The organism is Acinetobacter sichuanensis (assembly GCF_003024515.2).
Classification (GTDB): Bacteria; Pseudomonadota; Gammaproteobacteria; order Pseudomonadales; family Moraxellaceae; genus Acinetobacter; species Acinetobacter sichuanensis.
In genome coordinates this window covers 78,502-100,246 of sequence record NZ_PYIX02000011.1, presented here as the reverse complement: position 1 = coordinate 100,246, position 21,745 = coordinate 78,502, and the positions used below count along the sequence as shown (strand labels likewise).

18 protein-coding genes and 2 pseudogenes are annotated in these 21,745 nt (G+C 36.6%); 10 read left to right on the top strand and 10 right to left on the bottom strand.

What is annotated here, in order from left to right:
• Window positions 1-387, bottom strand: a pseudogene (locus tag C9E89_RS09115) (IS701 family transposase); the annotation flags it as partial.
• Window positions 388-444: 57 nt separating this feature from the next.
• Here C9E89_RS09115 and C9E89_RS09110 point away from each other — a divergent pair.
• Both C9E89_RS09110 and C9E89_RS09105 read left to right on the top strand, forming a co-directional pair.
• A pseudogene (locus tag C9E89_RS09110) lies at window positions 445-1,218 on the top strand (IS982 family transposase); the annotation flags it as partial.
• A gap of 90 nt (window positions 1,219-1,308) precedes the next feature.
• Window positions 1,309-2,013, top strand: coding sequence for an SDR family NAD(P)-dependent oxidoreductase (locus C9E89_RS09105; protein WP_107007935.1), 705 nt, complete (start codon window positions 1,309-1,311; stop codon window positions 2,011-2,013).
• A 184-nt stretch (window positions 2,014-2,197) separates the two neighbouring features.
• Here C9E89_RS09105 and C9E89_RS09100 read toward each other — a convergent pair whose 3' ends face one another.
• The 3 genes from C9E89_RS09100 to lipA form a co-directional block, all read right to left on the bottom strand.
• Window positions 2,198-2,785: an Lcl C-terminal domain-containing protein gene (locus C9E89_RS09100; protein ID WP_107007940.1), complete on the bottom strand. Its 588-nt coding sequence runs from the start codon at window positions 2,783-2,785 to the stop codon at window positions 2,198-2,200.
• A 147-nt stretch (window positions 2,786-2,932) separates the two neighbouring features.
• The gene (locus tag C9E89_RS09095; RefSeq protein WP_107007934.1) at window positions 2,933-4,036 is read right to left on the bottom strand and encodes a helix-turn-helix domain-containing protein; all 1,104 of its coding nucleotides are present in this window, start codon (window positions 4,034-4,036) and stop codon (window positions 2,933-2,935) included.
• A gap of 215 nt (window positions 4,037-4,251) precedes the next feature.
• A complete protein-coding gene (gene lipA, locus C9E89_RS09090; RefSeq protein WP_107007933.1) occupies window positions 4,252-5,232 on the bottom strand; it encodes a lipoyl synthase in 981 nt (326 codons plus the stop codon).
• 361 nt (window positions 5,233-5,593) lie between these two features.
• On the opposite strand from lipA, the gene C9E89_RS09085 reads away from it, so the two are divergent.
• The 5 genes from C9E89_RS09085 to C9E89_RS09065 are packed head-to-tail and all read left to right on the top strand — an operon-like array spanning window position 5,594 to window position 11,335.
• Window positions 5,594-6,556 carry a thiamine pyrophosphate-dependent dehydrogenase E1 component subunit alpha gene (locus C9E89_RS09085; protein WP_107007932.1) on the top strand — a complete coding sequence of 321 codons (963 nt, stop codon included), beginning with the start codon at window positions 5,594-5,596 and terminating at the stop codon, window positions 6,554-6,556.
• A gap of 15 nt (window positions 6,557-6,571) precedes the next feature.
• A complete protein-coding gene (locus C9E89_RS09080; RefSeq protein ID WP_107007931.1) occupies window positions 6,572-7,591 on the top strand; it encodes an alpha-ketoacid dehydrogenase subunit beta in 1,020 nt (339 codons plus the stop codon).
• Between the two features lies 1 nt (window position 7,592).
• Complete coding sequence (locus C9E89_RS09075; RefSeq protein WP_107007930.1) at window positions 7,593-9,128, top strand: 2-oxo acid dehydrogenase subunit E2; 1,536 nt, start codon at window positions 7,593-7,595, stop codon at window positions 9,126-9,128.
• A gap of 9 nt (window positions 9,129-9,137) precedes the next feature.
• A complete protein-coding gene (lpdA, locus tag C9E89_RS09070) occupies window positions 9,138-10,538 on the top strand; it encodes a dihydrolipoyl dehydrogenase (RefSeq protein ID WP_107007929.1) in 1,401 nt (466 codons plus the stop codon).
• Between the two features lie 11 nt (window positions 10,539-10,549).
• Window positions 10,550-11,335, top strand: a complete 786-nt coding sequence (locus C9E89_RS09065) for an acetoin reductase (RefSeq protein ID WP_107007928.1) — start codon at window positions 10,550-10,552, stop codon at window positions 11,333-11,335.
• A 585-nt stretch (window positions 11,336-11,920) separates the two neighbouring features.
• Here the strand turns inward: C9E89_RS09065 and C9E89_RS09060 are convergent.
• Window positions 11,921-12,871, bottom strand: coding sequence for a GlxA family transcriptional regulator (locus C9E89_RS09060; RefSeq protein ID WP_107007927.1), 951 nt, complete (start codon window positions 12,869-12,871; stop codon window positions 11,921-11,923).
• Window positions 12,872-13,020: 149 nt separating this feature from the next.
• Here C9E89_RS09060 and C9E89_RS09055 point away from each other — a divergent pair, with 149 nt between their 5' ends.
• Complete coding sequence (locus C9E89_RS09055; protein WP_228199009.1) at window positions 13,021-13,878, top strand: MBL fold metallo-hydrolase; 858 nt, start codon at window positions 13,021-13,023, stop codon at window positions 13,876-13,878.
• Between the two features lie 94 nt (window positions 13,879-13,972).
• Here the strand turns inward: C9E89_RS09055 and C9E89_RS09050 are convergent, their stop codons facing one another.
• Together C9E89_RS09050 and C9E89_RS09045 are read right to left on the bottom strand one after the other, a co-directional pair.
• Window positions 13,973-15,190, bottom strand: coding sequence for a CaiB/BaiF CoA transferase family protein (locus tag C9E89_RS09050; RefSeq protein ID WP_107007925.1), 1,218 nt, complete (start codon window positions 15,188-15,190; stop codon window positions 13,973-13,975).
• A gap of 22 nt (window positions 15,191-15,212) precedes the next feature.
• Window positions 15,213-16,004: an IclR family transcriptional regulator gene (locus tag C9E89_RS09045; protein ID WP_107007924.1), complete on the bottom strand. Its 792-nt coding sequence runs from the start codon at window positions 16,002-16,004 to the stop codon at window positions 15,213-15,215.
• Between the two features lie 394 nt (window positions 16,005-16,398).
• On the opposite strand from C9E89_RS09045, the gene C9E89_RS09040 reads away from it, so the two are divergent.
• Window positions 16,399-17,583, top strand: coding sequence for an acyl-CoA dehydrogenase (locus tag C9E89_RS09040; protein WP_107007923.1), 1,185 nt, complete (start codon window positions 16,399-16,401; stop codon window positions 17,581-17,583).
• Window positions 17,584-17,829: 246 nt separating this feature from the next.
• Here the strand turns inward: C9E89_RS09040 and C9E89_RS09035 are convergent, their stop codons facing one another.
• On the bottom strand, window positions 17,830-18,759 hold the full coding sequence (locus C9E89_RS09035) for a GlxA family transcriptional regulator (RefSeq protein ID WP_228199007.1): 930 nt from the start codon (window positions 18,757-18,759) through the stop codon (window positions 17,830-17,832).
• A 104-nt stretch (window positions 18,760-18,863) separates the two neighbouring features.
• On the opposite strand from C9E89_RS09035, the gene C9E89_RS09030 reads away from it, so the two are divergent.
• Window positions 18,864-19,409 (top strand): cysteine hydrolase family protein, encoded by a 546-nt coding sequence (locus tag C9E89_RS09030; RefSeq protein WP_107007922.1) that lies wholly within the window; start codon window positions 18,864-18,866, stop codon window positions 19,407-19,409.
• Window positions 19,410-19,544: 135 nt separating this feature from the next.
• Here C9E89_RS09030 and C9E89_RS09025 read toward each other — a convergent pair whose 3' ends face one another.
• Complete coding sequence (locus C9E89_RS09025; protein ID WP_107007921.1) at window positions 19,545-20,546, bottom strand: helix-turn-helix transcriptional regulator; 1,002 nt, start codon at window positions 20,544-20,546, stop codon at window positions 19,545-19,547.
• A complete protein-coding gene (locus C9E89_RS09020; RefSeq protein WP_107007920.1) occupies window positions 20,543-21,469 on the bottom strand; it encodes a diguanylate cyclase domain-containing protein in 927 nt (308 codons plus the stop codon). Before C9E89_RS09020 ends, C9E89_RS09025 begins: the two co-directional genes overlap by 4 nt.
• Window positions 21,470-21,745: the final 276 nt, after the last annotated feature.

Sequence of the window (21,745 nt, the reverse complement as noted above, 5' to 3'; positions counted from 1 at the left end):
GTATAACCTAAAATTGATGGGCACATTTTTACCCTGTAAATCTGTTGCATACAGCGTAATGAGGTTAATGCCTTTGACTGAGCGATGATGTTTTCCAGACCAGAAAAAACCAACCAAATCCATATGTTGACTATAAGGCATATCTAATACAGTATCATCCACACTAATCATAAGCTGATGATTATCAATATATTGCATTGCCTCGTGATATAAATCTTGTGGGCAGTAATTTTCCCGTTCTAAAAAACGATTTACACTGTCGTGTGAGATTTGATAGGTATCTGCAAGTTGCGTACAACTTATAGAGTGTGGTTCTGTCATAAGAAACCCCATATAAATGGGTAAATTACATTGAGCTGTAGAAGCATGTTTCGTTTGTCTAATCACATATATGTTTTACAGCATATTGACTATTTTTTCATGCTGTCAATGCGTAAGTCCTAGAAATCTGCTTTAAGCCTATCTGAAGTCATGATGGTTGTGATTTTATTTCATGAGAGTTTTTACTCGCAAGGGAGGGTACAGATTTTTTAAATATTTTTATTGTTACATGGTCATTCCTTTCTGGAAATTTACTTTTCCTAAACTTCTTAGCGATAACCATTTTATTGAAATTATACCTCGTTGTTTACAGGCGTTAAGCTGTTTCTTTCACCAAGTAAAAGGTCAAGACACAGGTATTAGTGTTATTGATTCAACTAAATTAGTGGTTTGTCATAATCTTAGAATTAACAGACACTGTATGTTTAAGCATCTGGAAAACCGTGGAAAAAGCAGTACAGGATGGTTTTATGGATTTAAATTACATATTGTGATCAATGGTTTAGGTGGAATTATTAATTTAAAAGTCACATCAGCTAATATTCATGATGTCGCAGTACTTGAAGCACTTCCGTTAGAGTTAAAAGGAATATTGCTTGGTGACAAAGTTATTTAAGTAAAACGAAGACTAAAGCTTTAGAGGCAATAGGGCTAAAATTATTGACACCTTCACGTAAGAATATGAAGCATGTTGAATTGAAAACACTACAAGAAAAAGAGTTATTGTCACAACGAGGCTTGATTGAAACCGTGAATGATCAATTGAAGAATTTACATCAAATTGAGCATTCACGTCATCGTTCCATCAATAATTTTATGGTGAATATCATGGCAGCAATCGTGGCTTATGGTTTAAATTCGAATAAGCCAACTTTTAAAAACTTGATTGCAAATTAAAGTAATTTCATCAAACTCAGGTTAATTATTACGATAAAATTCCAATATGTTATATAACTAAATCTTTATTTTAACTATTTAGGAACCATTATGGTTGATACCAAATTACAATCTACAGTATTAATTTTAGGTGCTTCTCGAGGAATTGGTTTAGGGCTGGTTAAGCAATATCTTGAACGAGGTTGGCAAGTGATTGCAACAGAACGTACTCTTGCACCAGATACAAATTTAGCACTTTTGAAACAAAATTTTGAAGCGCAATTAAGTATTTATCAACTTGATATTAACCAATCTGATGATTTAAAAAAATTATCTGAAAAATTAGATGATATTTCATTAGATATTTTATTGGTAAATGCGGGAGTAAGTGATGATCCTCAACAAACCGTTGGACAAATTAGTACAGATGAGTTCACCCATTTAATGTTAACTAATGCTTTAAGTCCTTTACGTGCTATTGAAAATTTAGCACATTTAGTTAAAAAACAAGGCAGTATTGCAGTGATGTCATCTGCTTTGGGTAGTGTTTCTTTAAACACAGAAGGTGGCTTTGAGGTATATCGAGCAAGTAAAGCTGCATTAAATATGTTATTGCGTAGCTATGCAGCTCGTGCAGGAAGTCAGCATAGTATTTTTGCATTAATGCCAGGATGGGTTCAAACAGATATGGGGGGAAGTAATGCACCTGTAAGTGTGCAAGAGAGTACAAGTGGATTGGTTAATACAATTGAGCAACATGTAGGGCAAGCAGGAATCTATTTTGTAGACTATCAAAATCAGCCAATTGCTTGGTAAATTTTGAATCATTTAATTAAAAATAAAGTTGAATAAAAATCATGATTTAAAGCGTTTAGGGTTTTTAACTCAACTCAGTCATATTGTTTTTGGTCATTTCTAGAGTTAGCTAAAGTGCTAATTCTAGAAATTTTCTAGTTGAATCTGCCTTTTTAAATATTCCCTTAGTCGTGTTTTTTATCAATCATCGCTCGCGTACTGCACGCGCAAGACCTTGATAATCAGTATAATTAATTGTACGTGCAACAAAGCCAGATCCGAATGCTACATGCCATGCTTTATATTGGTAACCGATGGGTTGCCATGAAAAAGAATTTGACCAATATTCGCCATTCGGTGGTGTATTAGGAAAAATATGCGTATCTAAAGTTGGCGCAGTTGAGTGAACAGTACAGTTTTTTGGTACTTTGCCTCCTTTTGGTATTTTTGTCATTTCGAGTTCATGATCTTGACCAAAATTTCTGCGCTCTCGTTCAGGTAAATTAATATCCCCTATTTTTCTCCAACCTTGACTGCATTTACGAATAGTGACCAATTCTTTAATTTGAGGTAAACGCCAATTGGTTTTACCTGCAAAGCCACCCGCAGCATTGAGTTTTTTAATCGCATTTTCAGCGTCTTTAGAATCATGAAATATAAGTGGATCACCTGTACATGTAGAACCTGACCATGATTGCCCAATCGAACAGCGCATCCAAATTAATTTTGTGACAGGATCACGCCATTGTCCCGCAGCCATAAGTTGTTGATCTGTTTCTGCAAAACCCTGCATTGGAAGTGCTGAAAATACTGTCAATATACTGAAATATTTGAAAAGTTTGTTTTTTATTAAATAAAATACTTGTTGGGTCAAAGCATCCACCATTTTTTCTCATTCAATTTTATACATTTCCATTTTGAGTTGTTAATGTATTTTATGTTAGGCATGAAGAAGTTTTAAACAAAGATTTCGATGTGGACTATCGCTTGGCAGCAATTCTAATAGGCGTTGAGCAGCATCAATTCTTTCTGGAATTTTACTCATTATACGCAGTAATTGGTTAATATCTTGCATTTGATAAATTAAATGACTTAAACGCGCATCAAAACAATCACGCCATGTGCTCAGAAATGGGCTTTCGGATTTACTTAAAAAACTACCTTTATATAGTGAAAATGTACTGGCAAGAAATCCTGCATCTAAAGATTGCTCTGCGCGTATAAAATCAGTTTGAATTTCACAAGTCAATTTATAAGGTCGAGACAAAATACAATTGGGCAATAATGTTCTCAGTTGAGACATTTCTGCTTTTAATGTTTTTTCACTGACATTACGATCACCGTATAAAATATAATGTAGTTCATTCAAAGCAATGCCTTGAGGATGAAGTGCCAAAATACATAAAATTTCAATTTGACGATGTGTAAGCGGTAAAATATGTTGATTAAATTGGACTTGTGGTGTACCTAGCGCTTTAATATATAAGAAATTATTTTTTTCAATTTGAATGGCACATTTGACAAGTTCAGCACAGCGTTCTACAGCTAAAAGCCCTAAAGATGTATGTTTTTTATATTTGGTTGATAAGTTAATTACGCCATGAAATTCACCTGAAACAGAATCTAAAATAGGTGCTGCATAACATACCCAATCTTGTACGCTTTGCATTTGATTTTCATGTGAATAAACACAACTGGATACCTGATTATTTAATGCTAGACCAATGGCATTTGTTCCCACAGCTTGAGTTGACCAATGTCCGCCTTCAACAAAATGTGCTTGTTCTGCTGATGACAACATTGGCTGACTACTCCATGTCCAGAGTAGTGTACCTTGATGGTCTGTTATTCCGATTGCCATGCCAGAATCTTCAGCAATTTTAAGTAAATCATGCTGATTATGTTGAATAGAACGACAAAATAGAGAAGGTTGATCACTTTGGTTGAGTGTAAGTAATGGCGCTGCACTGACGGGATTAAGATTGGTAAAATGTGTCGTTTGTAAAGGTTGCTGTGCATGTTGTATTTTGTTCGATAGATTCATATCATATTCCTTCATGATCGAGCTATATCAATTTAACACTCTGTATTTTTTATATTTATAAGAGTGTTATGTCCTGTTGTTACATCATTAATAGCATAGATTTTGAGCCGATTAATGATGTTAATTCGCTTATAAACATATCATTATTTTATTCTCAAATGGTAAAAAATTGTGATAAGAAATAGATTAAATGATAAAGCTTTTACAATATTCATTTAAAAACTTTCACGTGAAAATGGTCGTGGTACAGCTTCACCACGATATTGACGGTCAGCAAAGTAACTTGAACGAACCATAGGTGCACTCCAAATATTTTTAAAGCCCAATAATTGCCCATGCGTCTGATAATGTTCAAACTCGTTGAGTGATACAAAACGATGAATGGGTGCATGTGATTTAGAAGGCTGTAAATATTGTCCAATCGTCACATAATCGATTTGATGATCACTTAAGTCGTTGAGTAACACAATCACCTCAGCTTCAAGCTCACCGAGTCCAACCATTAAACCGCATTTGGTCGCAATATCAGGTCGAAGCTGTTTAAATTTTCTGAGTAAGTCTAATGAATGCTGATAATCTGATCCTGGACGCATGGCACGATACAGGCGTGGAACTGTTTCAATATTATGGTTAAACACGTCAGGTGGAGTTTCGCTTAAAATTTTTAAGGCAATGTCTAATCTGCCGCGAAAATCAGGCACTAAAATTTCAATGAGTGTCTCTGGACTGGTTTTACGGATTTCAGTAATACAGTCTGCAAAATGTTGTGCACCACCATCAATTAAATCATCACGATCAACTGAAGTGATGACGACATATTTTAAATTGAGGTTTTTCACCGTTTCTGCCAGATGTTTGGGTTCATTGATATCTAAGGCATTTGGGCGACCATGTGCAACATCACAGAAAGGGCATCTGCGTGTACAAATGTCGCCCATAATCATAAACGTAGCTGTGCCACCACCAAAGCATTGTGGCAGGTTAGGGCAAGCAGCTTCTTCACAGACAGTATGTAGTTTTTGCTGGCGCAATAAATCTTGAATACGTCGAATTTCATCAGGATGACTGATTTTAGTGCGAATCCACTCAGGTTTTTTAGGAATATGTTCTGTGGCAATAATTTTGACAGGAATACGTGCCATTTTATCTACACCACGTAATTTTTGACCTGTTATGACTGAACGTTTTAAATCCATTTTAAATAGTCCATTAATTAAAATAATTAAATATAGAATGATATTTTATAATCTGTGTCAATTATATTTAAACTATTTTATTTATAAATAAATCGACACAAAATATTAATATTATAAAATAAAGGTTGGTTAAAGGTTTGTTTTGTTAAGATGATGAAAATTAAAAATTATTTAAAATATTTTTTGCTTTTTAAATGACTGTTTTTTAAATTTTTTTGAATAATTTATTTTTAAAATATTTTTAGTCTAATATTATTTTTAATGAAAATAATTTTATATTTATATACGGGTTTTTAAATACCATGATTTAAATTTAAAAATGATTTTTTAATTTTAAAAGTAGAAATTAAGGATAACAGATATGCAATTAACGGAAGAACAATTGCTCGCGGCATACAGAAGGATGCGAGATATTCGTGAGTTTGAAGACCGACTTCACGATGAAAATAATACAGGTGATATCCCGGGATTTATTCATCTTTACAGTGGTGAAGAGGCAGTTGCTGTAGGTATTTGTGAAAACCTGACGGACAAAGATTTTATCACCTCAACACATCGTGGGCATGGGCATTGTATTGCCAAAGGTTGTGATATTCACGGCATGATGTTGGAAATTTTTGGTAAAGATGATGGGCTTTGTCGAGGTAAAGGCGGTTCGATGCATATTGCCGATTTGGACAAAGGCATGTTGGGTGCAAATGGGATTGTTGGTGGTGGTCCACCATTGGCAATAGGCGCTGCGTTGACAGCCAAAACTTTAAAAACAGGTGGCATAGGCTTGTCATTTACAGGTGATGGTGGTTCGAACCAAGGTTTGACCTTTGAAGCCATGAATATGGCAGTAGTACTCAAACTCCCTGTAATTTTTGTTTTTGAAAATAACGGTTTTGGTGAAGGTACAGCGCATGATTATGCCGTTGGCAGCAAAGATATTGCAGGACGTGCAGCCGCATTTGGTATGCCTGCAGAAAAAGTCGATGGGACTGATTTCTTTGCCGTGTATGACGTGGCACAAAAAGCCATTCAACGTGCCCGTAATGGTGAAGGTCCAAGTGTGATCGAAACCATTACCAACCGTTTCTATGGTCACTTTGAGGGTGATCCGGGGCTGATTCGTTCAAAAGAAGAACTCGATTATGTCAAAGCGCATAAAGATCCTTTGAAAATTTTCCGTGAAAAAGTCAAAGGCAAAATTGATGAAGCCAAACTCGATGCAATTGATGCTGAAGCAAAAGCCAAGGTCGATGATGCAGTTGCCAAAGCACGTGCTGCTGATTATCCAGAAGTCTCCCAATTGACAACTGATGTTTATGTCTCTTACTAAAGGAATAGTAAAGCAATGCCAAATAAAAGTTATCGAAACGCAATTAAAGAAGCGATTGAATTAGAAATGCGCCGCGATCCTAGTGTGATCGTGGTCGGTGAAGATGTCCGTGGTGGTCATGGTGGTAAAAATACGGATGACAATAAACTTGAAGGTTTTGGTGGCGTGCTTGGGGTAACCAAAGGACTTTGGACAGAGTTCGGTTCTGAGCGTGTGATTGATACCCCAATTACCGAATCTGCAATTATTGGGATGGCAGCAGGTGCAGCAGCTACGGGTTTACGTCCAGTCGCAGACTTGATGTTTATGGATTTCTACGGTGTGTGTCATGACATGTTGTATAACCAAGCTGCAAAATTTCGCTATATGTTTGGTGGAAAAGCCAAAGCCCCAATGGTGGTACGCGGCATGATTGGTGCAGGTTTTTCTGCTGCTGCACAACATTCTCAATCACCTTATAACGTCTTTGCCGCTGTACCGGGGCTAAAAGTTGTTGTGCCATCAAGTGCTTATGATGTGAAAGGTTTACTCATTCAAGCTATTCGTGATGACGATCCAGTAGTGTTCTGTGAACATAAGTTGTTATATGACATTAAAGATGAAGTGCCAGATGGTTCATATACCATTCCATTTGGTGTAGCAAATTACACACGTCAAGGCACAGATGTCACAATCATTGCACTGAGTTTAATGGTACATCGTGCCAATGAAGTTGCAGATAAACTGGCAAAAGAAGGCATTTCGGTTGAAGTGGTTGATCCTCGCACTATTTCCCCACTTGATGAAGAAGGGATTTTGGAATCAGTTGCTTCAACAGGTCGTGTGGTGATTGTGGATGAATCTGCAGCGCGTTGTGGTTTTGGGCATGATGTTGCAGCGTTGATTGCACAAAAAGGCTTTTATTATTTAAAAGCTCCTATCGAATTGGTGACACCACCACACTCGCCAGTACCATTTTCACCTGTATTGGAAAAAGAATGGTTACCAAGTGTAGAACGTATCGAACAGGCTGTACGTAAAACGTTGGAGGCTTAGGATGAGCGAAATTAAAACCTTAGAAATCCCAAAATGGGGTTTGTCAATGGAAGAAGGCACCATCGCCCAATGGTTAATTGAAGAAGGTACGACTTTTAGCAAGGGTGATGAGATTTGTGAAATTGAAACCACAAAAATCGTCAATGTTCTTGAAGCGCCATTTGACAGCACATTACGCAAAATTATTGCCAAAGCAGGTGATACTTTAATCGTTGGTGGCATTATTGCCATTTGTGCAGATAGCCAAGTGTCTGATACAGAAATCGAGGCGTTTGCACAATCTTTAGGTGGTTCAACAGCCTCAGTAAGTGAAACAAAATCTGTAGATGTTGTAACTGAAAAAGTGGTGGCTACAGCAGTTGAAACTAAAGTTCAGGCTGTGCCTGTACAAAATAGTGTGCCAAAAGCAACTAAACCTGTTGCACAAGGTGGCTATTCAGTACCTACTACCTTGCAAGGTTATCAGCAAGTTGATGATATTTTCGCTACACCACATGCTTTGAAATTGGCTGAAAAACATAATGTCAATTTGGCACAGATTATAGGTTCTGGACGTGAAGGTCGGATTAGTGTCAAAGATATTCAGCTTGCTGTACGCACAGCAGGTGGGGCATGGGCAGATATTCGTCATCAGGCAGGTGTGAAAGCTGCAAAATCTACCGCAGATGACAGTCATGTTCTGGCAACTCCCGTTGCACGTCGTTTGGCAAAACAGTGGGGTATTAACTTGCATGACTGCCGTGCTTCGGGTTCACGTGGTCGAGTATCGAAAGAAGATGTTGAAGCGGTTTATCAACGTGAAAACCCAACCATTGTCGAAACTGTAGGTTGTTCTGCATCAGCAATGCCTCAAGTGACAGCGATCCCAATGAATGGGATGCGTAAAGCCATTGCTTCACGCTTACAGGCTGCAAAACGTAATGCACCACATTTTCGTTTAACAGTCGATTTAAATGTCGATGCAGTTCAAGCTTTGCGTCAGCAAATCAATGCAACAGTCCCACAAGTTAAACTGTCAATAAATGACATGTTGATTAAAGCTGCTGCGGCAGCATTGATCAAAGTACCACAGGTCAATGTACAGTTTGATGAGGAAAATCAGCAAATATTACAGTTCGATCAGGCGGATATTTCTGTTGCTGTCGCCATTGATAATGGTTTGATTACGCCCATCATTAAAGCTGCAAATACTAAATCTTTAGCGCAGATTTCAAATGATATGCGTGATCTATCAACACGTGCTAAGACAGGCAAACTTGCACCTGACGAGTTTCAAGGTGGTAGTTTTAGTATCTCAAACTTAGGGATGCTCGGCATCAAACAGTTTGATGCGATCATTAACCCACCACAAGGTGCAATTTTAGCATTGGGCGCAGCAGACAAACGTGCAGTGGTTGAGGGGGATGCAATTGTCGTTCGTCAAATTGTCACAGCAACATTGTCATGTGACCATCGGGTGATTGATGGTGCATTGGGTGCGAAGTTTTTAGCAGCCTTTAAGCAGTTTGTTGAAAATCCTGCATTGATTTTGGTGTAGGAGAATAAAATGTCAGATACGCAATTTGATGTCATCGTCATTGGTGCGGGTCCGGGTGGGTATGTGGCTGCGATTCGCGCAGCCCAACTGGGCTTAAAAACAGCCATTGTTGAAGAAAAACATTTAGGTGGGATTTGTCTAAATTGGGGCTGTATTCCGACCAAAGCTTTACTCAGTGGTGCAGCGATTGCTCAGCAACTTAAACATTCACAGCAATTTGGTTTTAATGTGACAGCCGTCGATTTTGATATCAAACAATTGGTACAACACAGTCGTCAAGTGTCCAGTCAATTGGTTCAAGGTATTGGACAATTGTTGAAAAAAAATCAAGTTACAGTTTTTACTGCTAGAGCGCAATTTATTGCCAAAGAACAACTTGAATTAACTGATGCTGATGGGAAGAAACAATTTATTTCTGCACCACATATTATTGTCGCAACAGGCGCAAAAGCGGCAAATTTACCGCAAATTCCAGTCGATGGTCAGTATGTGTGGAGCTATAAGGAAGCGTTAATTCCTGAAGAATTGCCAAAATATCTTTTGGTCATTGGCTCTGGTGCAATTGGCAGTGAATTTGCCAGTTTGTATCAAGACTTAGGTTGCCAAGTCACGCTCGTTGATATTGCCAAGCAAATTTTACCAAGTGAAGATGCAGAAGTAGCAAAGTATGTGCAAAAGCAGTTTGAACAGCAGGGTATGCAAGTTTTAACTGCATCAGCCGTTCAGAAAGTTGAAATAGCCAATGGGCAAGTTCAATGTCATGTTGAAACATCATCCGAAGTTAAAATCATTACTGTAGATAAAGTACTTTCTGCAATTGGTGTAAAACCCAATTCACAACATCTTGGCTTGGAAGCTTTAGGCGTAGAGTTTGAAAATGGTTTTATTAAAGTGGATCCATACTGCAAAACCAATGTGGTTGGTGTTTATGCCATTGGTGATGTTGCAGGCGCACCATGTTTGGCACATAAGGCGAGTCATGAAGCCATTTTATGTGTAGAAAAAATTGCAGGCGTTGCCAATGTGCATGCTTTAGATCGTACACAGATACCTGCTTGTATTTTTACTCATCCACAAGTGGCGAGTATTGGTTTGACTGAACAAAAAGCTAAAGCTGCGGGATTCAACATCAATGTGGGTAAATTCCCATTACAAGCCAATGGTAAAGCTTTGGCTCTGGGCGATGCAGCAGGTTTTGTGAAAACTATTTTCAATAAGGAAACTGGCGAGTTACTCGGCGCACATATGGTGGGTCATGAAGTGACTGAACATATTCAAGGCTTTGCGATCGCGAAATATCTTGAAGCGACAGATGAAAGCTTAGCGCAGGTGATTTTCCCACATCCAACTTTGTCCGAAGCGATGCACGAATCTATTTTAGCGTCATTACAAAGAGCGATTCATATCTAAGGAGTAGAGCTATGCCAAGAGGATTACAGAATAAAGTTGCATTGATTACGGGTGCAGGACAGGGCATTGGTCGAGGGATTGCACTTCGATTAGCACAAGAAGGTGTACATATTGCCTTGGTGGATTTGAATCAAGACAAATTAGATGCAGTTAAAAATGAAGTTGAAGCATTTGGTGTTAAAGCAACAACTTTTATTGCAGATATTTCTGATTTAACTCAGATCAGCAATGCAATTGATAGTGTAGAAGCAACGCTGAATGGTTTTGATATCATGATCAATAATGCAGGTATTGCCCAAGTAAAAGCTTTAGCTGAAGTGACTCCAGATGAGTTTCGTAAAATTACCGATATAAATATTGGTGGTGTGCTTTGGGGCATACAAGCTGCGGCAAGTAAGTTCAAACAACGTCAACATGCTGGAAAAATCATTAATGCCTGCTCAATTGCAGGACATGAAGGTTTTGCTTTATTGGGTGTCTATTCTGCAACAAAGTTTGCTGTTCGGGCTTTAACTCAAGCTGCTGCAAAAGAGTATGCCAGTGCTGCTATTACGGTAAATAGTTATTGCCCGGGTGTGGTTGGCACAGATATGTGGGTTGAAATAGACCAACGTTTTTCTGAAATCACAGGTGCACCAGTCGGTGAAACTTATAAAAAATATGTTGAGGGGATTGCTTTGGGGCGTGCTGAAACCCCTGATGATGTCGCATCCTTAGTCGCTTTTCTAGCAAGTGAAGATGCCAATTACATGACAGGTCAGTCTATTTTGACGGATGGTGGAATGGTTTACCGTTAATATCAAATAGGGAATAACTCGATGAAAGCTGCTCGTTTTTATGAAAATGAAAGGTGTGAGTTGGCTGTATGCGATGTGGTAGATATTTTGATTTATTATTTAAAATAATACAGTGATGTATGGTTTTTAAGAGAATAGGTTGTTAAATTAAGTTATTGGGTAAGAGAAGATTTTACCCAATATTTTTTATTCTTTAACACTTTAATAAAATCAATAAGTTATAGGTATGGTTTAAAACTTGGGTATTTTGAAATTTTCACAGTTCACTGCCATATAGGCAGCTTAGAAAAATGATGCTTCCAGTTACTTCCGCGCTTGTATGTTCACTGCCATATAGGCAGCTTAGAAAAAGCAACGGCACAGCCTGTATTTTCAGGTTGTGTTCACTGCCATATAGGCAGCTTAGAAATTACGTCTTTTAGTAATGCGGCTTCTTTGTCGGTTCACTGCCATATAGGCAGCTTAGAAATCTATCTTATATAAAAACGTCTTTTGTCCCAAGTTCACTGCCATATAGAAAGCATTTAACTTGGCTTTAAAACAGCCTTAATTTTTTCTATTCTGTAGAAATTATTTTTGAAAATATCATTGATGACTGAAGTTTTGACGCCAGTGATTGGGGGTTGTGCCATATTTTTGCTTAAAAAGTCGGCGAAATAGAACGGTATTATTAAAACCCGTTGCTTCAGCTATTTTTTCAATTGAATAATCAGTAGATTCAAGAAGTTCAGCCGCAGATCTAAGCCTTTCATTATTTAGCCAACGTATGACTGAAACACCTGTTGCATGTTTAAAATGATGCGTAAATGTTCTACGAGTCATATGAATTGAAGTGGCAAGGCTGTCAACAGTATGTGAACGAGATAAATTTTGACGTAAAAAATCTAAAAGATGATTAATTTCAGAATCATAAGTTAATGTAGAAAGTGGTTGTTCAATAAATTGTGCTTGCCCACCTTCTCGATGTGTTGGAATAACCATTAATCTTGAAATTTTATTCGCAATTTTTGCACCATATATTTTTTTTACGAGATATAGACAACAATCCAGTGCTGCTCCTGTACCCGCAGAGGTAATGATACCCTCATCTTCACGATATAAAGCATCTTTATCAACAGAAACACATGGAAATTTTTGTTTAAAATCGCAAACTCCTGCCCAATGTGTTGTGATATGCCTATGGTTAAGTAGCCCTGCATAAGCCAGTGGATAAGCGCCATAGCATAAACCAACGATTTTAATTTCTTTTTGATGTGCTAGTTTTAATGCAGTGAGTAGATGTTCATCGGGTTTGTGATGAAGATCATTCCAACCTGGAATAATAATGATATCAGCATCTTGCATCATCGCTAAATCACCATGTGCTTCAATCAATATCGATTTTTCTGTTCTTACAGCTAAACCGTCTAAGGAAAAAGTGTTCACCTCAAATAATTTTTCACCTTCTATTTCTGCATTAAAAATTGTATGCGGTACTGAGAAATGAAAAATAGGAATATCAGGATAAATAAATAACGCAACTTTGGGTAAAGACATGTGATTAGCCTCAAAAATACAGACAAAGATATTTGGCTCAATTGTTTCGAATATTGTCTTTAAGGACAGTATATCGAAGATTATTCTTTTTGAATAATGGCTACATGAATTTATTGGAAGCCCATATCGTGAAAAACTTATTTTATTGTATTCTTTTAACAGCCGCGACAGTGTGTACAACAACGACGCAGGCAGAGCATAGAACTGAACGAGATCGCTCAAACGTGACACATGTTCAAGAAATCCGTAATGCCACAGTGAAAATTAGCTATGCTGATACAACTTTTCTGGTTGACCCGATGTTTGCACCGAAAGGATTTTATGAAGGATTTACAGATACATATCGTAGTTTTTTACGTAATCCTTTGGTTGATTTACCTATGCAACCCAGTGCGATCTTAGAAGGTGTCGATGCTGTGATCATTACACATACACATCTCGATCATTGGGATGGTGTAGCACAAGACATGATATCTAAAACAATGCCTATTTTTGTTCAGAACCAACAGGATCAAAAAGTTATCTTATCGCAAGGCTTTAAGGATGTCCGTATTTTAGAGCAAACAGAATTTCAAGGTGTGACGTTGACCAAAACAAATGGGCAACATGGTACAGATGAAATGTATCAAAATCCAAAAATTAAAATGGTACTTGGTGAAGCAATGGGAGTGGTATTTGAAGCTAAAGGGCATGAAACTATCTATTTAGCAGGCGATACCATTTGGCGTCCTGAAGTTGATGAAACAATTGAAAAATTTAACCCTGATGTGATTATTTTAAATACAGGAAATGCTTTAATTGATGGCTTCAAGGCATCTATTATCATGGGGAAAGAAGATACATATCGTGCTACTCAAAAAGCACCTGATGCTAAAATTGTTGCTGTACATATGGATGCGATTAACCATATGTCTTTGACTAGAAAACAACTAGCTACTTATGTAAAAGCACAAGGTATTCAAGAAAAAGTGTTAATTCCTTTAGATGGTGAAACATTATCATTCTAATCTATAGCTAACACAGCTTTAAAAGCTAAGAGCAATGTTGAAGAATATTGCTCTTAACTCCCGAAATAAGCTTCTGAAGATGCCAGATCAATCTTTATTTAATAATGTTGTGTTTGACGAGTTCCTGAATTTTGTCTTCATCAAAGTAGTGTGACAGTACTGAAAATGTATGTTGACCTAAAGTTGGAGGAGGTGATTGATATTCTACTGGTGTATCAGAAAGTTTAAGTGGTGAACCAATCATTTTAAAATTTTGATTCAATGGATGTGCTTGCTCAACGACCATATTTCGATGCTTTACTTGGGGTTCATCAAGCGCTTGAGCAATATTATTAATTAAACCAACAGGGACTTTGACTGCATTGATTTTTTCGACCCAATATGCCGCATCTTGGCTCATAAAGTGATTTTGCAAAGTTTCAGTCAAAGCTATTCGGTGTTTAACACGTAGCGCGTTCGTTTGAAAATCCATATTTTGATTTAAATCAGCGCGATCAATTGCATGACATAAAGCTTTAAATTGTGAATCATTACCGCAGGCTAAAATAAAATGACTATTTTTAGCTTTAAAAACTTGATATGGCACAATATTTGGGTGGCTATTTCCTGTTCTTACTGGGGCGATATTTGAACTTAAATAGTTCATGCCCTGATTGGCTAACATACTGATTTGTACATCAAGCAAAGAAATATCAAGATGCTGTCCTATACCTGTTTTATTTCGTGCTAAAAGCGCGGCTTGAATCGCGATGGTTGCATATAAACCTGTGGTTAAATCGGTAACAGCAACACCAACTTTTTGTGGACCACCTCCTGCTAAATCATCTTTTTCACCTGTGATAGACATGAGTCCACCCAAACCTTGAATAATAAAATCATATCCAGGTTGTTCAGCACGAGGACCCGTTTGACCGAAACCTGTGATTGAACAATAAATTAATTTCGGATTGATTTTCTTTAAGCTTTCATAATCCAGACCATATTTTTTTAATGAATGTGTTTTAAAATTTTCAATCAAAATATCGCTATTTAGAACCATTTTTTGAATAATGTCTTGACCTTCAGGTTGAGCAATATCAACACATACAGAAAGTTTATTTCGATTTGCTGTCTGATAATATGCCGACTCTTGGGTATTTTCTCCCTGATCATCTTTCATCCAAGGTGGACCCCAGAAACGGGTGTCATCACCACGATCTGGATGTTCGATTTTAATCACCTCAGCGCCTAAATCTGCCAATATTTGGCTGCACCATGGACCTGCAAGAACTCGGCTTAAATCAAGAACTCTAATTCCTTCTAAAGCTCGCATAAAAAAACTCCGTATTTAAAAATTAAATAGCATCAGCAATGTCTAAAGCTAATTGTTTCAAAGGTGTTTCAAGATATTTGATATATTCTTCTTCATTCCAAGAGCCACTTGGCACACTGGCATTTAGACTGTATGTCACTTGTGTTCCATCTTTGGATGGAATCGCAACTGCAATGGCTAAAATCTCTGAAGAAAAATCGCCATGTGAAATAGAAAATCCATTTTTCTTATAAAAATCAGCATGTTTTTCTAAGTTTTTCTGGATTTTTTCTATCTGTTCATGATCTCGCTCTGCAATATAATCCATAATAATTTTTTGGGTCTTCGTATCACTATTTGCAAAATAGGCACGTCCAATTGCTGTTTGTTCTAATGGAATTTGTGAACCTGCTTGTAAATTAACAGAAATTTTTGAAGGACTACGATGAGCAATTAAGTAGGTCATCATACCTGCCTGATGAATAGCAAGATTGACTGAAACTTGATATTTTTCTGCAAATTCAAGCATTTGTGGGCTAATAAGCTTTACAACATCATATTGAGTAAATGCGGTATTGCTTAAAAGTACCGCCTCACGTCCAAGCAGATATTTTCCGTTTGAATCTTGAATAAGATAATTCATTGAAATTAAAGTAAAAATTAAGCGCGTTACAGTCGCTTTAGCCAAACCTGTTGCTTCACAAATTTGTTGATGAGACAAGGGCTCAGTAACGCCTGTAAAGCAGGACAGGACATTTAAACCTCGTGATAAAGAAATAATAAATCTTTGATCTTTCATTAATTCATCAATATTTTCAATTTTTTTTGACTGCATCGCTTTACATTCTCTAAAAATGATTTTAAAGTTGTTTTATAAAGTGAAACTATAGTTCCACAGAGTAAAACTGATAAATATAGATTATCAAAAAATGTACAGAAATCAAGAAATTTTTTGGTTGAAGATATAAAAATAATGAAGAAATCGTTTTTTAATTTCTTGATTATTAAATCAGTTTTTTAAAAATGGAAAATATTGTTCTAGATTGAACATGGAGTAATAAAATGGAAAGTCATCACCTTCGAAATCCGAATCAAATCGCGACTAATTTTGAAGAGCATTTATATAGTGTTGTCTACTAAGATTGAATCTGGACGATCTAAATAGATATTTCTACGACTTAAAACAGCATATCAAACGAAAATATATTTAAAACTTAAGGACATTTTTTATGGCAAATTTTAATTGGGAAGATCCATTTCTAATCGAAAATCAATTGGATAGTGATGAGCGTCTGATCCGAGAAACCGCATATCAATACAGTCAAAATAAATTAAAACCGCGTGTATTGGAAAACTTCCGCCACGAAAAAACCGACAGTACGATTTTCCGTGAAATGGGTGAGTTGGGTTTACTTGGACCAACTATTCCCGCTGAATATGGTGGTGCAGGTTTAAATTATGTCAGCTATGGTTTGATTGCACGTGAAATCGAGCGTGTAGACTCAGGTTATCGTTCAATGGCAAGTGTACAAAGTTCATTGGTGATGGTTCCGATCAATGAATTTGGTACAGAGGCTCAAAAACAAAAATATTTACCTAAACTTGCAACAGGTGAATATATTGGTTGTTTTGGTCTGACAGAACCTGACTTTGGTTCAGATCCGGGCAATATGGCAGCAAGAGCTAAAAAAGTAGCAGGTGGTTATAGACTCACAGGCAATAAAATGTGGATTACCAATAGTCCAATCGCTGATGTTTTTGTTGTTTGGGCAAAAGAAGTGGATGAAGCAGGTCATGTAGGTGATATTCGTGGATTTATTTTAGAAAAAGGCTGGGAAGGTTTATCTGCACCAACAATTCATGGCAAAGTAGGTTTACGTGCTTCCATTACAGGTGAAATTGTGATGGATCAGGTCTTTGTTCCTGAGGAAAACGCCTTTCCTGATATTCGAGGTTTGCGTGGTCCATTCACTTGTTTGAACAGTGCTCGATACGGTATCGCGTGGGGAGCAATGGGAGCAGCAGAGTTTTGCTGGCATACTGCACGACAATATACACTTGACCGTAAACAATTTGGTCGTCCTTTGGCTGCAACACAATTAATTCAGAAAAAATTGGCAGATATGCAAACTGAAATTGCTTTAGGTTTACAGGTTGCTCTACGTTTTGGGCGTATGAAAGATGAGGGCATTGCTTCTGTTGAAGGAACTTCATTAATCAAACGTAATAATTGCGGGAAAGCCTTAGACATCGCGAGACAAGCGCGAGATATGCTGGGTGGTAATGGGATTAATGATGAGTTTGGCGTTGCAAGACATTTAGTAAATCTTGAAGTGGTCAATACTTATGAGGGAACACATGATATACATGCACTGATTTTAGGGCGAGCACAAACCAATCTGGCAGCTTTTTAAACTGTAAAATTTCGCTTAACGGATTGGCATAAATAACAAGACTTTTATTTTATTTAGGTCACCATCAAATCTTGTCTTTTAGGCATAGGTATCTACACATTTTATGTATAGATACCTAGGTGTCTTTAAGGCAGAAGGGTGATCAAGAGTTTATTCAACTCGTAGCATTGAAAATATCACCCACATTATTTTGGTGTAAGCTTTAGTGTAAATTTGAGTTAAATCTTTGACGATATTCGCTAGGTGTTAGCCCAATAATTCGGTTGAAGACTTTTCTAAAGGCGCTTGGATCATTGTAACTTCCCAAGAAATCCTGTCAATTGAAACCTGAGAATTTTGTAGCTTTTCACGAGCATGATCAACGCGCAAATGTTGACAATAATCAATACTTGTCATTCCTGTGGCTTTTTTAAAGCGTCTTAAGAAAGTTCTTTCTTCCATACACGCATATTTAGCTAAGTCAGATAAGTTAATTTGTTGGGTATAAACGTCTTGAAGCCATTTCTGAACTTTTAAAATAATGTCATCCCCATGATCGAATTTTGGAGAAAAAGCTCTGTAATAACTTTGTTGTCTACCCGGTGGGTCTACCAATAAAATTTGTGCGGTTTTAAGCATCGCTGTTCGATCAAGATAGCGTTCAACGAGTTGTAGTCCTAAATCAACCCAAGCCATCACACCACCTGCTGTAATAATCTCTCCAGTATCTATAATCAATGGGTCAAGATCTAACTGGATGTGTGGAAAGCGTTTTTCAAATAACTCTTTATGTTGCCAATGCAAAGTAATCTTTTGGTTTTGTATAAGTCCAGTTTCACCCAGTAAAAATGCACCTGCACAAATAGATGCCAAAATAGCACCATTTAAGTTTTGTTGTCTTAGCCAAGGAATATAGGTCTGTGCAAGTTGAATGGAAATAGGATCTGCTAGGCTAGGTGGCAGTATGATGATACTGGGTTCTGTATGAAGTTCAGGATATGTTTCATTAATTCGAATCACTTTTTGCGTTATGCAATCAAATTGCCAATGACTAACTTTGAGTGTCGGAAACAGTGCATCCTGTTTATTTTTATTAGACAAATTAAAGAGGTCAGTCAAACCAAGTACAGTAGCCATGTGAACTTCAGGATAAATAAGCAGACCAATTTCAACGATTCGCTTGAGATCTTTGGACATTTGTCGGTATCACCTTGAAGAATGTCGATATTGTCACTTGGTATATTGGGCTAAAAAGGACAAATTATCAACTCATGATATTAATTTTGACGAAGGAATGTGTTATGACAAAGCAAGCGATTCTGGTTATTGATCTACAAAATGAGTATTTACCTACTGGAAAATTACCTTTGGTCGGTATTGAAAATGCAGCAGCCAACGCAGCAAAAATTATTGCAAATGCACGTGAAAATGACATTCAGGTGATTCATGTACAACATGTTTTTGCGCATGGAGAGATGCCTGTATTTGAACCAAATTCAAATGGTATAGAAATTCAAAAACAAGTTGCTCCTCTTGATCATGAAGTTATCATTGTTAAAAATTACGTGAATTCATTTTTACAGACAAACTTAAAACAAGTTTTGCAAGAAAATGCGATTGAGGAATTGGTCATCATTGGAGCTATGAGTCATATGTGTATAGATGCTGCTGTGCGTGCAGCCTCTGATTTTGGTTATAAGGTCAAAGTTGTTCATGATGCTTGTGCAACACTAGATTTAGAATTTAATGGTCTCAAAGTTCCAGCAGCATATGCACACGCAACACTAATGGCAGCATTTCAATTTGCTTATGCTGCGGTTATTTCGACAGATGATTATCTTTCTTGATCTTATTTTGACATATACCCCTCACTTTGGGTTTTTAAGTGAGGGTGTTAAACATTGAAAATTTTGATAAATTTAAAATCATTTCACTTTTTTAAATGGTGCACAAATAAGAGATATAACATTTGATATTGAATATTAAGGTTGTGCCGCTTGTACGTTTAAACCACTCCATCTTTTAAAAGCACGTCTAAAATTGGTCGTATCATTGATTTGTAAATATTGAGAGATTTGCTCAGTTTTAAAACCATGAACTCGATATAGCAAAATAGCGGTATGTAACCGACTTTGATCAAGTTGTGCTTGAAAATGGGTCTGATGTTTTTTTAATTTTCGTTTTAAAGTTGCTGAGCTCATTTGGAAATATTCGGCTGTATGTTCTAATTGAATATTATTTTGAATATTCTGCATGAGATATTGATGTAATTGAAGTAAAAAACTACAGTGAATTTTTTGTTCAGTCATGTGTTGTAATGCTTGTTGATAGCAAATCATAGAAAGGGTTGCTGAGGCATTAGGTAAGGGATGATGACATAATTCACGTGATAAACTCATCATATTGATTGGGCGATTAAAACTTAAATCACTGCCTAAATGTGTCCAATATTGTTCAATATATTCAGGCTCAGAAAAGTTAAACTCAAATTTCCATGGTAATTTTTCTTGATAGAGTTGACGGCTTAAGGCTTGTACAGCACTCATTGAACTTTCAATTAAAAAACGATTTTCAAATTTATTTTCATCTAGCCAATATAAATGTAAATGTGTCGAGCTACGCATTATTCTTGGGCATAACCACGGAGAAACTAAGGAAAAAAACTCAATATAACGAGAAAATACTTCGTCGAGATGAGCTGCATATAACATAGATTTAATAGGATCATTAAAAGGTGTAGTTAAACTACGCTGACCAAATAAAAAACTGATATCTTGATTACGAAAGTATATTTCTGAATTTTTCAATACATGTTGCAGTTGTTGAACACTAATTTTTTTAGTGCCAGCAAAAATATCTTCTAAAAATATACCACTGCCACTCAGCAAACGGTGATGTTCAAGACCATGACTGATTGATAAATCAATCAAAATAGAAAGATGATCATGGGCGGGTAAATAAGCGTAGTCACATTCAAAACTCATGCTATAACTCGCTGTAATGAATGACCTTGTTTAGCTTTGACTAAATTTTGATTGAGTTCATACAGAATATCTTTAACGCTATGATCAGGATGGACTTCACAGCAAGTTGTCATGGCTTTTAAAGGAATACGTACCGCATGTTGATGATGATAATATGCGCAAAAGCTGATGATTTGTTCTAATTGTAAAGCAATTTGTTCCGCATGTTTAAGTGAAGTATGAGGTAAAAGCATAATAAAGCGATCACCTGCAAAACGGCAGAGTAAGTCATCTGAACGTAAGTTTAAACTCAGTAATTGAGAAACATGTTGTAAGATAGCTGTTCCTTCATCAAAACCATGTTGTTGATTGATTTTATTAAAATTATGCATGTCAAATAAAACAACTGAAGATGAAAAGTTCTGTTGTTGCTGAGCTTCAATTGTTACTTTTAACTGATTTTTAAAATAATGCGCATCTGCCAGAGGTGTGAGTGCATCAAATAAGCGATGATCTCGAAAAATCCGTTCACGTTTTTGTAGCTGTTTATTGATGGCTAGTTCTTCGATATGCCAAAAATAAATACCTATGGTCAATAAGCATAAACCAATAGGGAAAGGAATAGATTCTAACCACGCATCCCAAACCATTTCTTTAGGAATACGAATAAATTCATCTAAAAGATCCATCCACATATGGAAAAAAATAAAACATAAACCCAATAATATATAGTGAGTCACATAGCCTAAGCGACGACTTTTAATAATAAAAAAAATCCAAATACCAATAAAAACAGTTGCACCACCTTCACCAAAAATATCGACCCAATTCCATTCAGATATAGATTTATATTGACCAAGCCAAAGAAATATAAGCAGTACAAAGCTACAAATCATACTCAATACAGCAAAAGTCCAGCGATGATAAAACAGATATTTAGGCATATTTCATAATAATCACCAATTTGTGCCCAAGCTAAACAAATAAAGATGACAATTTTATGGCAAAGCTCATAGTCAAATGAGATCAGCGTATTTTTAGTTGAATCATGGATTTTAGGATGATTTTAAACAATGCTTGGTTTAAATAGAGAAAATCATCTCATTTTACTCAATCAGAGCAGGTCAAATAAGCTCATTTAAACTTTAAAACTGGCAAATAATTGAGAAATTTAAAGTTTATAAAATTTACTGTCATAGAGTATTCATCTTTGCTTTTTA

Bases quoted from the DNA above. Each gene is read 5' to 3' on its own strand.
- C9E89_RS09025 (WP_107007921.1), bottom strand. From the start codon at position 20,546: ATGAGTTTTGAATGTGACTACGCTTATTTACCCGCCCATGATCATCTT.
- C9E89_RS09050 (WP_107007925.1), bottom strand. From the start codon at position 15,190: ATGCGAGCTTTAGAAGGAATTAGAGTTCTTGATTTAAGCCGAGTTCTT.
- C9E89_RS09060 (WP_107007927.1), bottom strand. From the start codon at position 12,871: ATGTCTTTACCCAAAGTTGCGTTATTTATTTATCCTGATATTCCTATT.
- C9E89_RS09100 (WP_107007940.1), bottom strand. From the start codon at position 2,785: ATGCAGGGTTTTGCAGAAACAGATCAACAACTTATGGCTGCGGGACAA.
- C9E89_RS09040 (WP_107007923.1), top strand. From the start codon at position 16,399: ATGGCAAATTTTAATTGGGAAGATCCATTTCTAATCGAAAATCAATTG.
- lpdA (WP_107007929.1), top strand. From the start codon at position 9,138: ATGTCAGATACGCAATTTGATGTCATCGTCATTGGTGCGGGTCCGGGT.
- C9E89_RS09075 (WP_107007930.1), top strand. From the start codon at position 7,593: ATGAGCGAAATTAAAACCTTAGAAATCCCAAAATGGGGTTTGTCAATG.
- C9E89_RS09080 (WP_107007931.1), top strand. From the start codon at position 6,572: ATGCCAAATAAAAGTTATCGAAACGCAATTAAAGAAGCGATTGAATTA.
- C9E89_RS09095 (WP_107007934.1), bottom strand. From the start codon at position 4,036: ATGAATCTATCGAACAAAATACAACATGCACAGCAACCTTTACAAACG.
- C9E89_RS09030 (WP_107007922.1), top strand. From the start codon at position 18,864: ATGACAAAGCAAGCGATTCTGGTTATTGATCTACAAAATGAGTATTTA.
- lipA (WP_107007933.1), bottom strand. From the start codon at position 5,232: ATGGATTTAAAACGTTCAGTCATAACAGGTCAAAAATTACGTGGTGTA.
- C9E89_RS09085 (WP_107007932.1), top strand. From the start codon at position 5,594: ATGCAATTAACGGAAGAACAATTGCTCGCGGCATACAGAAGGATGCGA.
- C9E89_RS09020 (WP_107007920.1), bottom strand. From the start codon at position 21,469: ATGCCTAAATATCTGTTTTATCATCGCTGGACTTTTGCTGTATTGAGT.
- C9E89_RS09035 (WP_228199007.1), bottom strand. From the start codon at position 18,759: ATGTCCAAAGATCTCAAGCGAATCGTTGAAATTGGTCTGCTTATTTAT.
- C9E89_RS09065 (WP_107007928.1), top strand. From the start codon at position 10,550: ATGCCAAGAGGATTACAGAATAAAGTTGCATTGATTACGGGTGCAGGA.
- C9E89_RS09105 (WP_107007935.1), top strand. From the start codon at position 1,309: ATGGTTGATACCAAATTACAATCTACAGTATTAATTTTAGGTGCTTCT.
- C9E89_RS09045 (WP_107007924.1), bottom strand. From the start codon at position 16,004: ATGCAGTCAAAAAAAATTGAAAATATTGATGAATTAATGAAAGATCAA.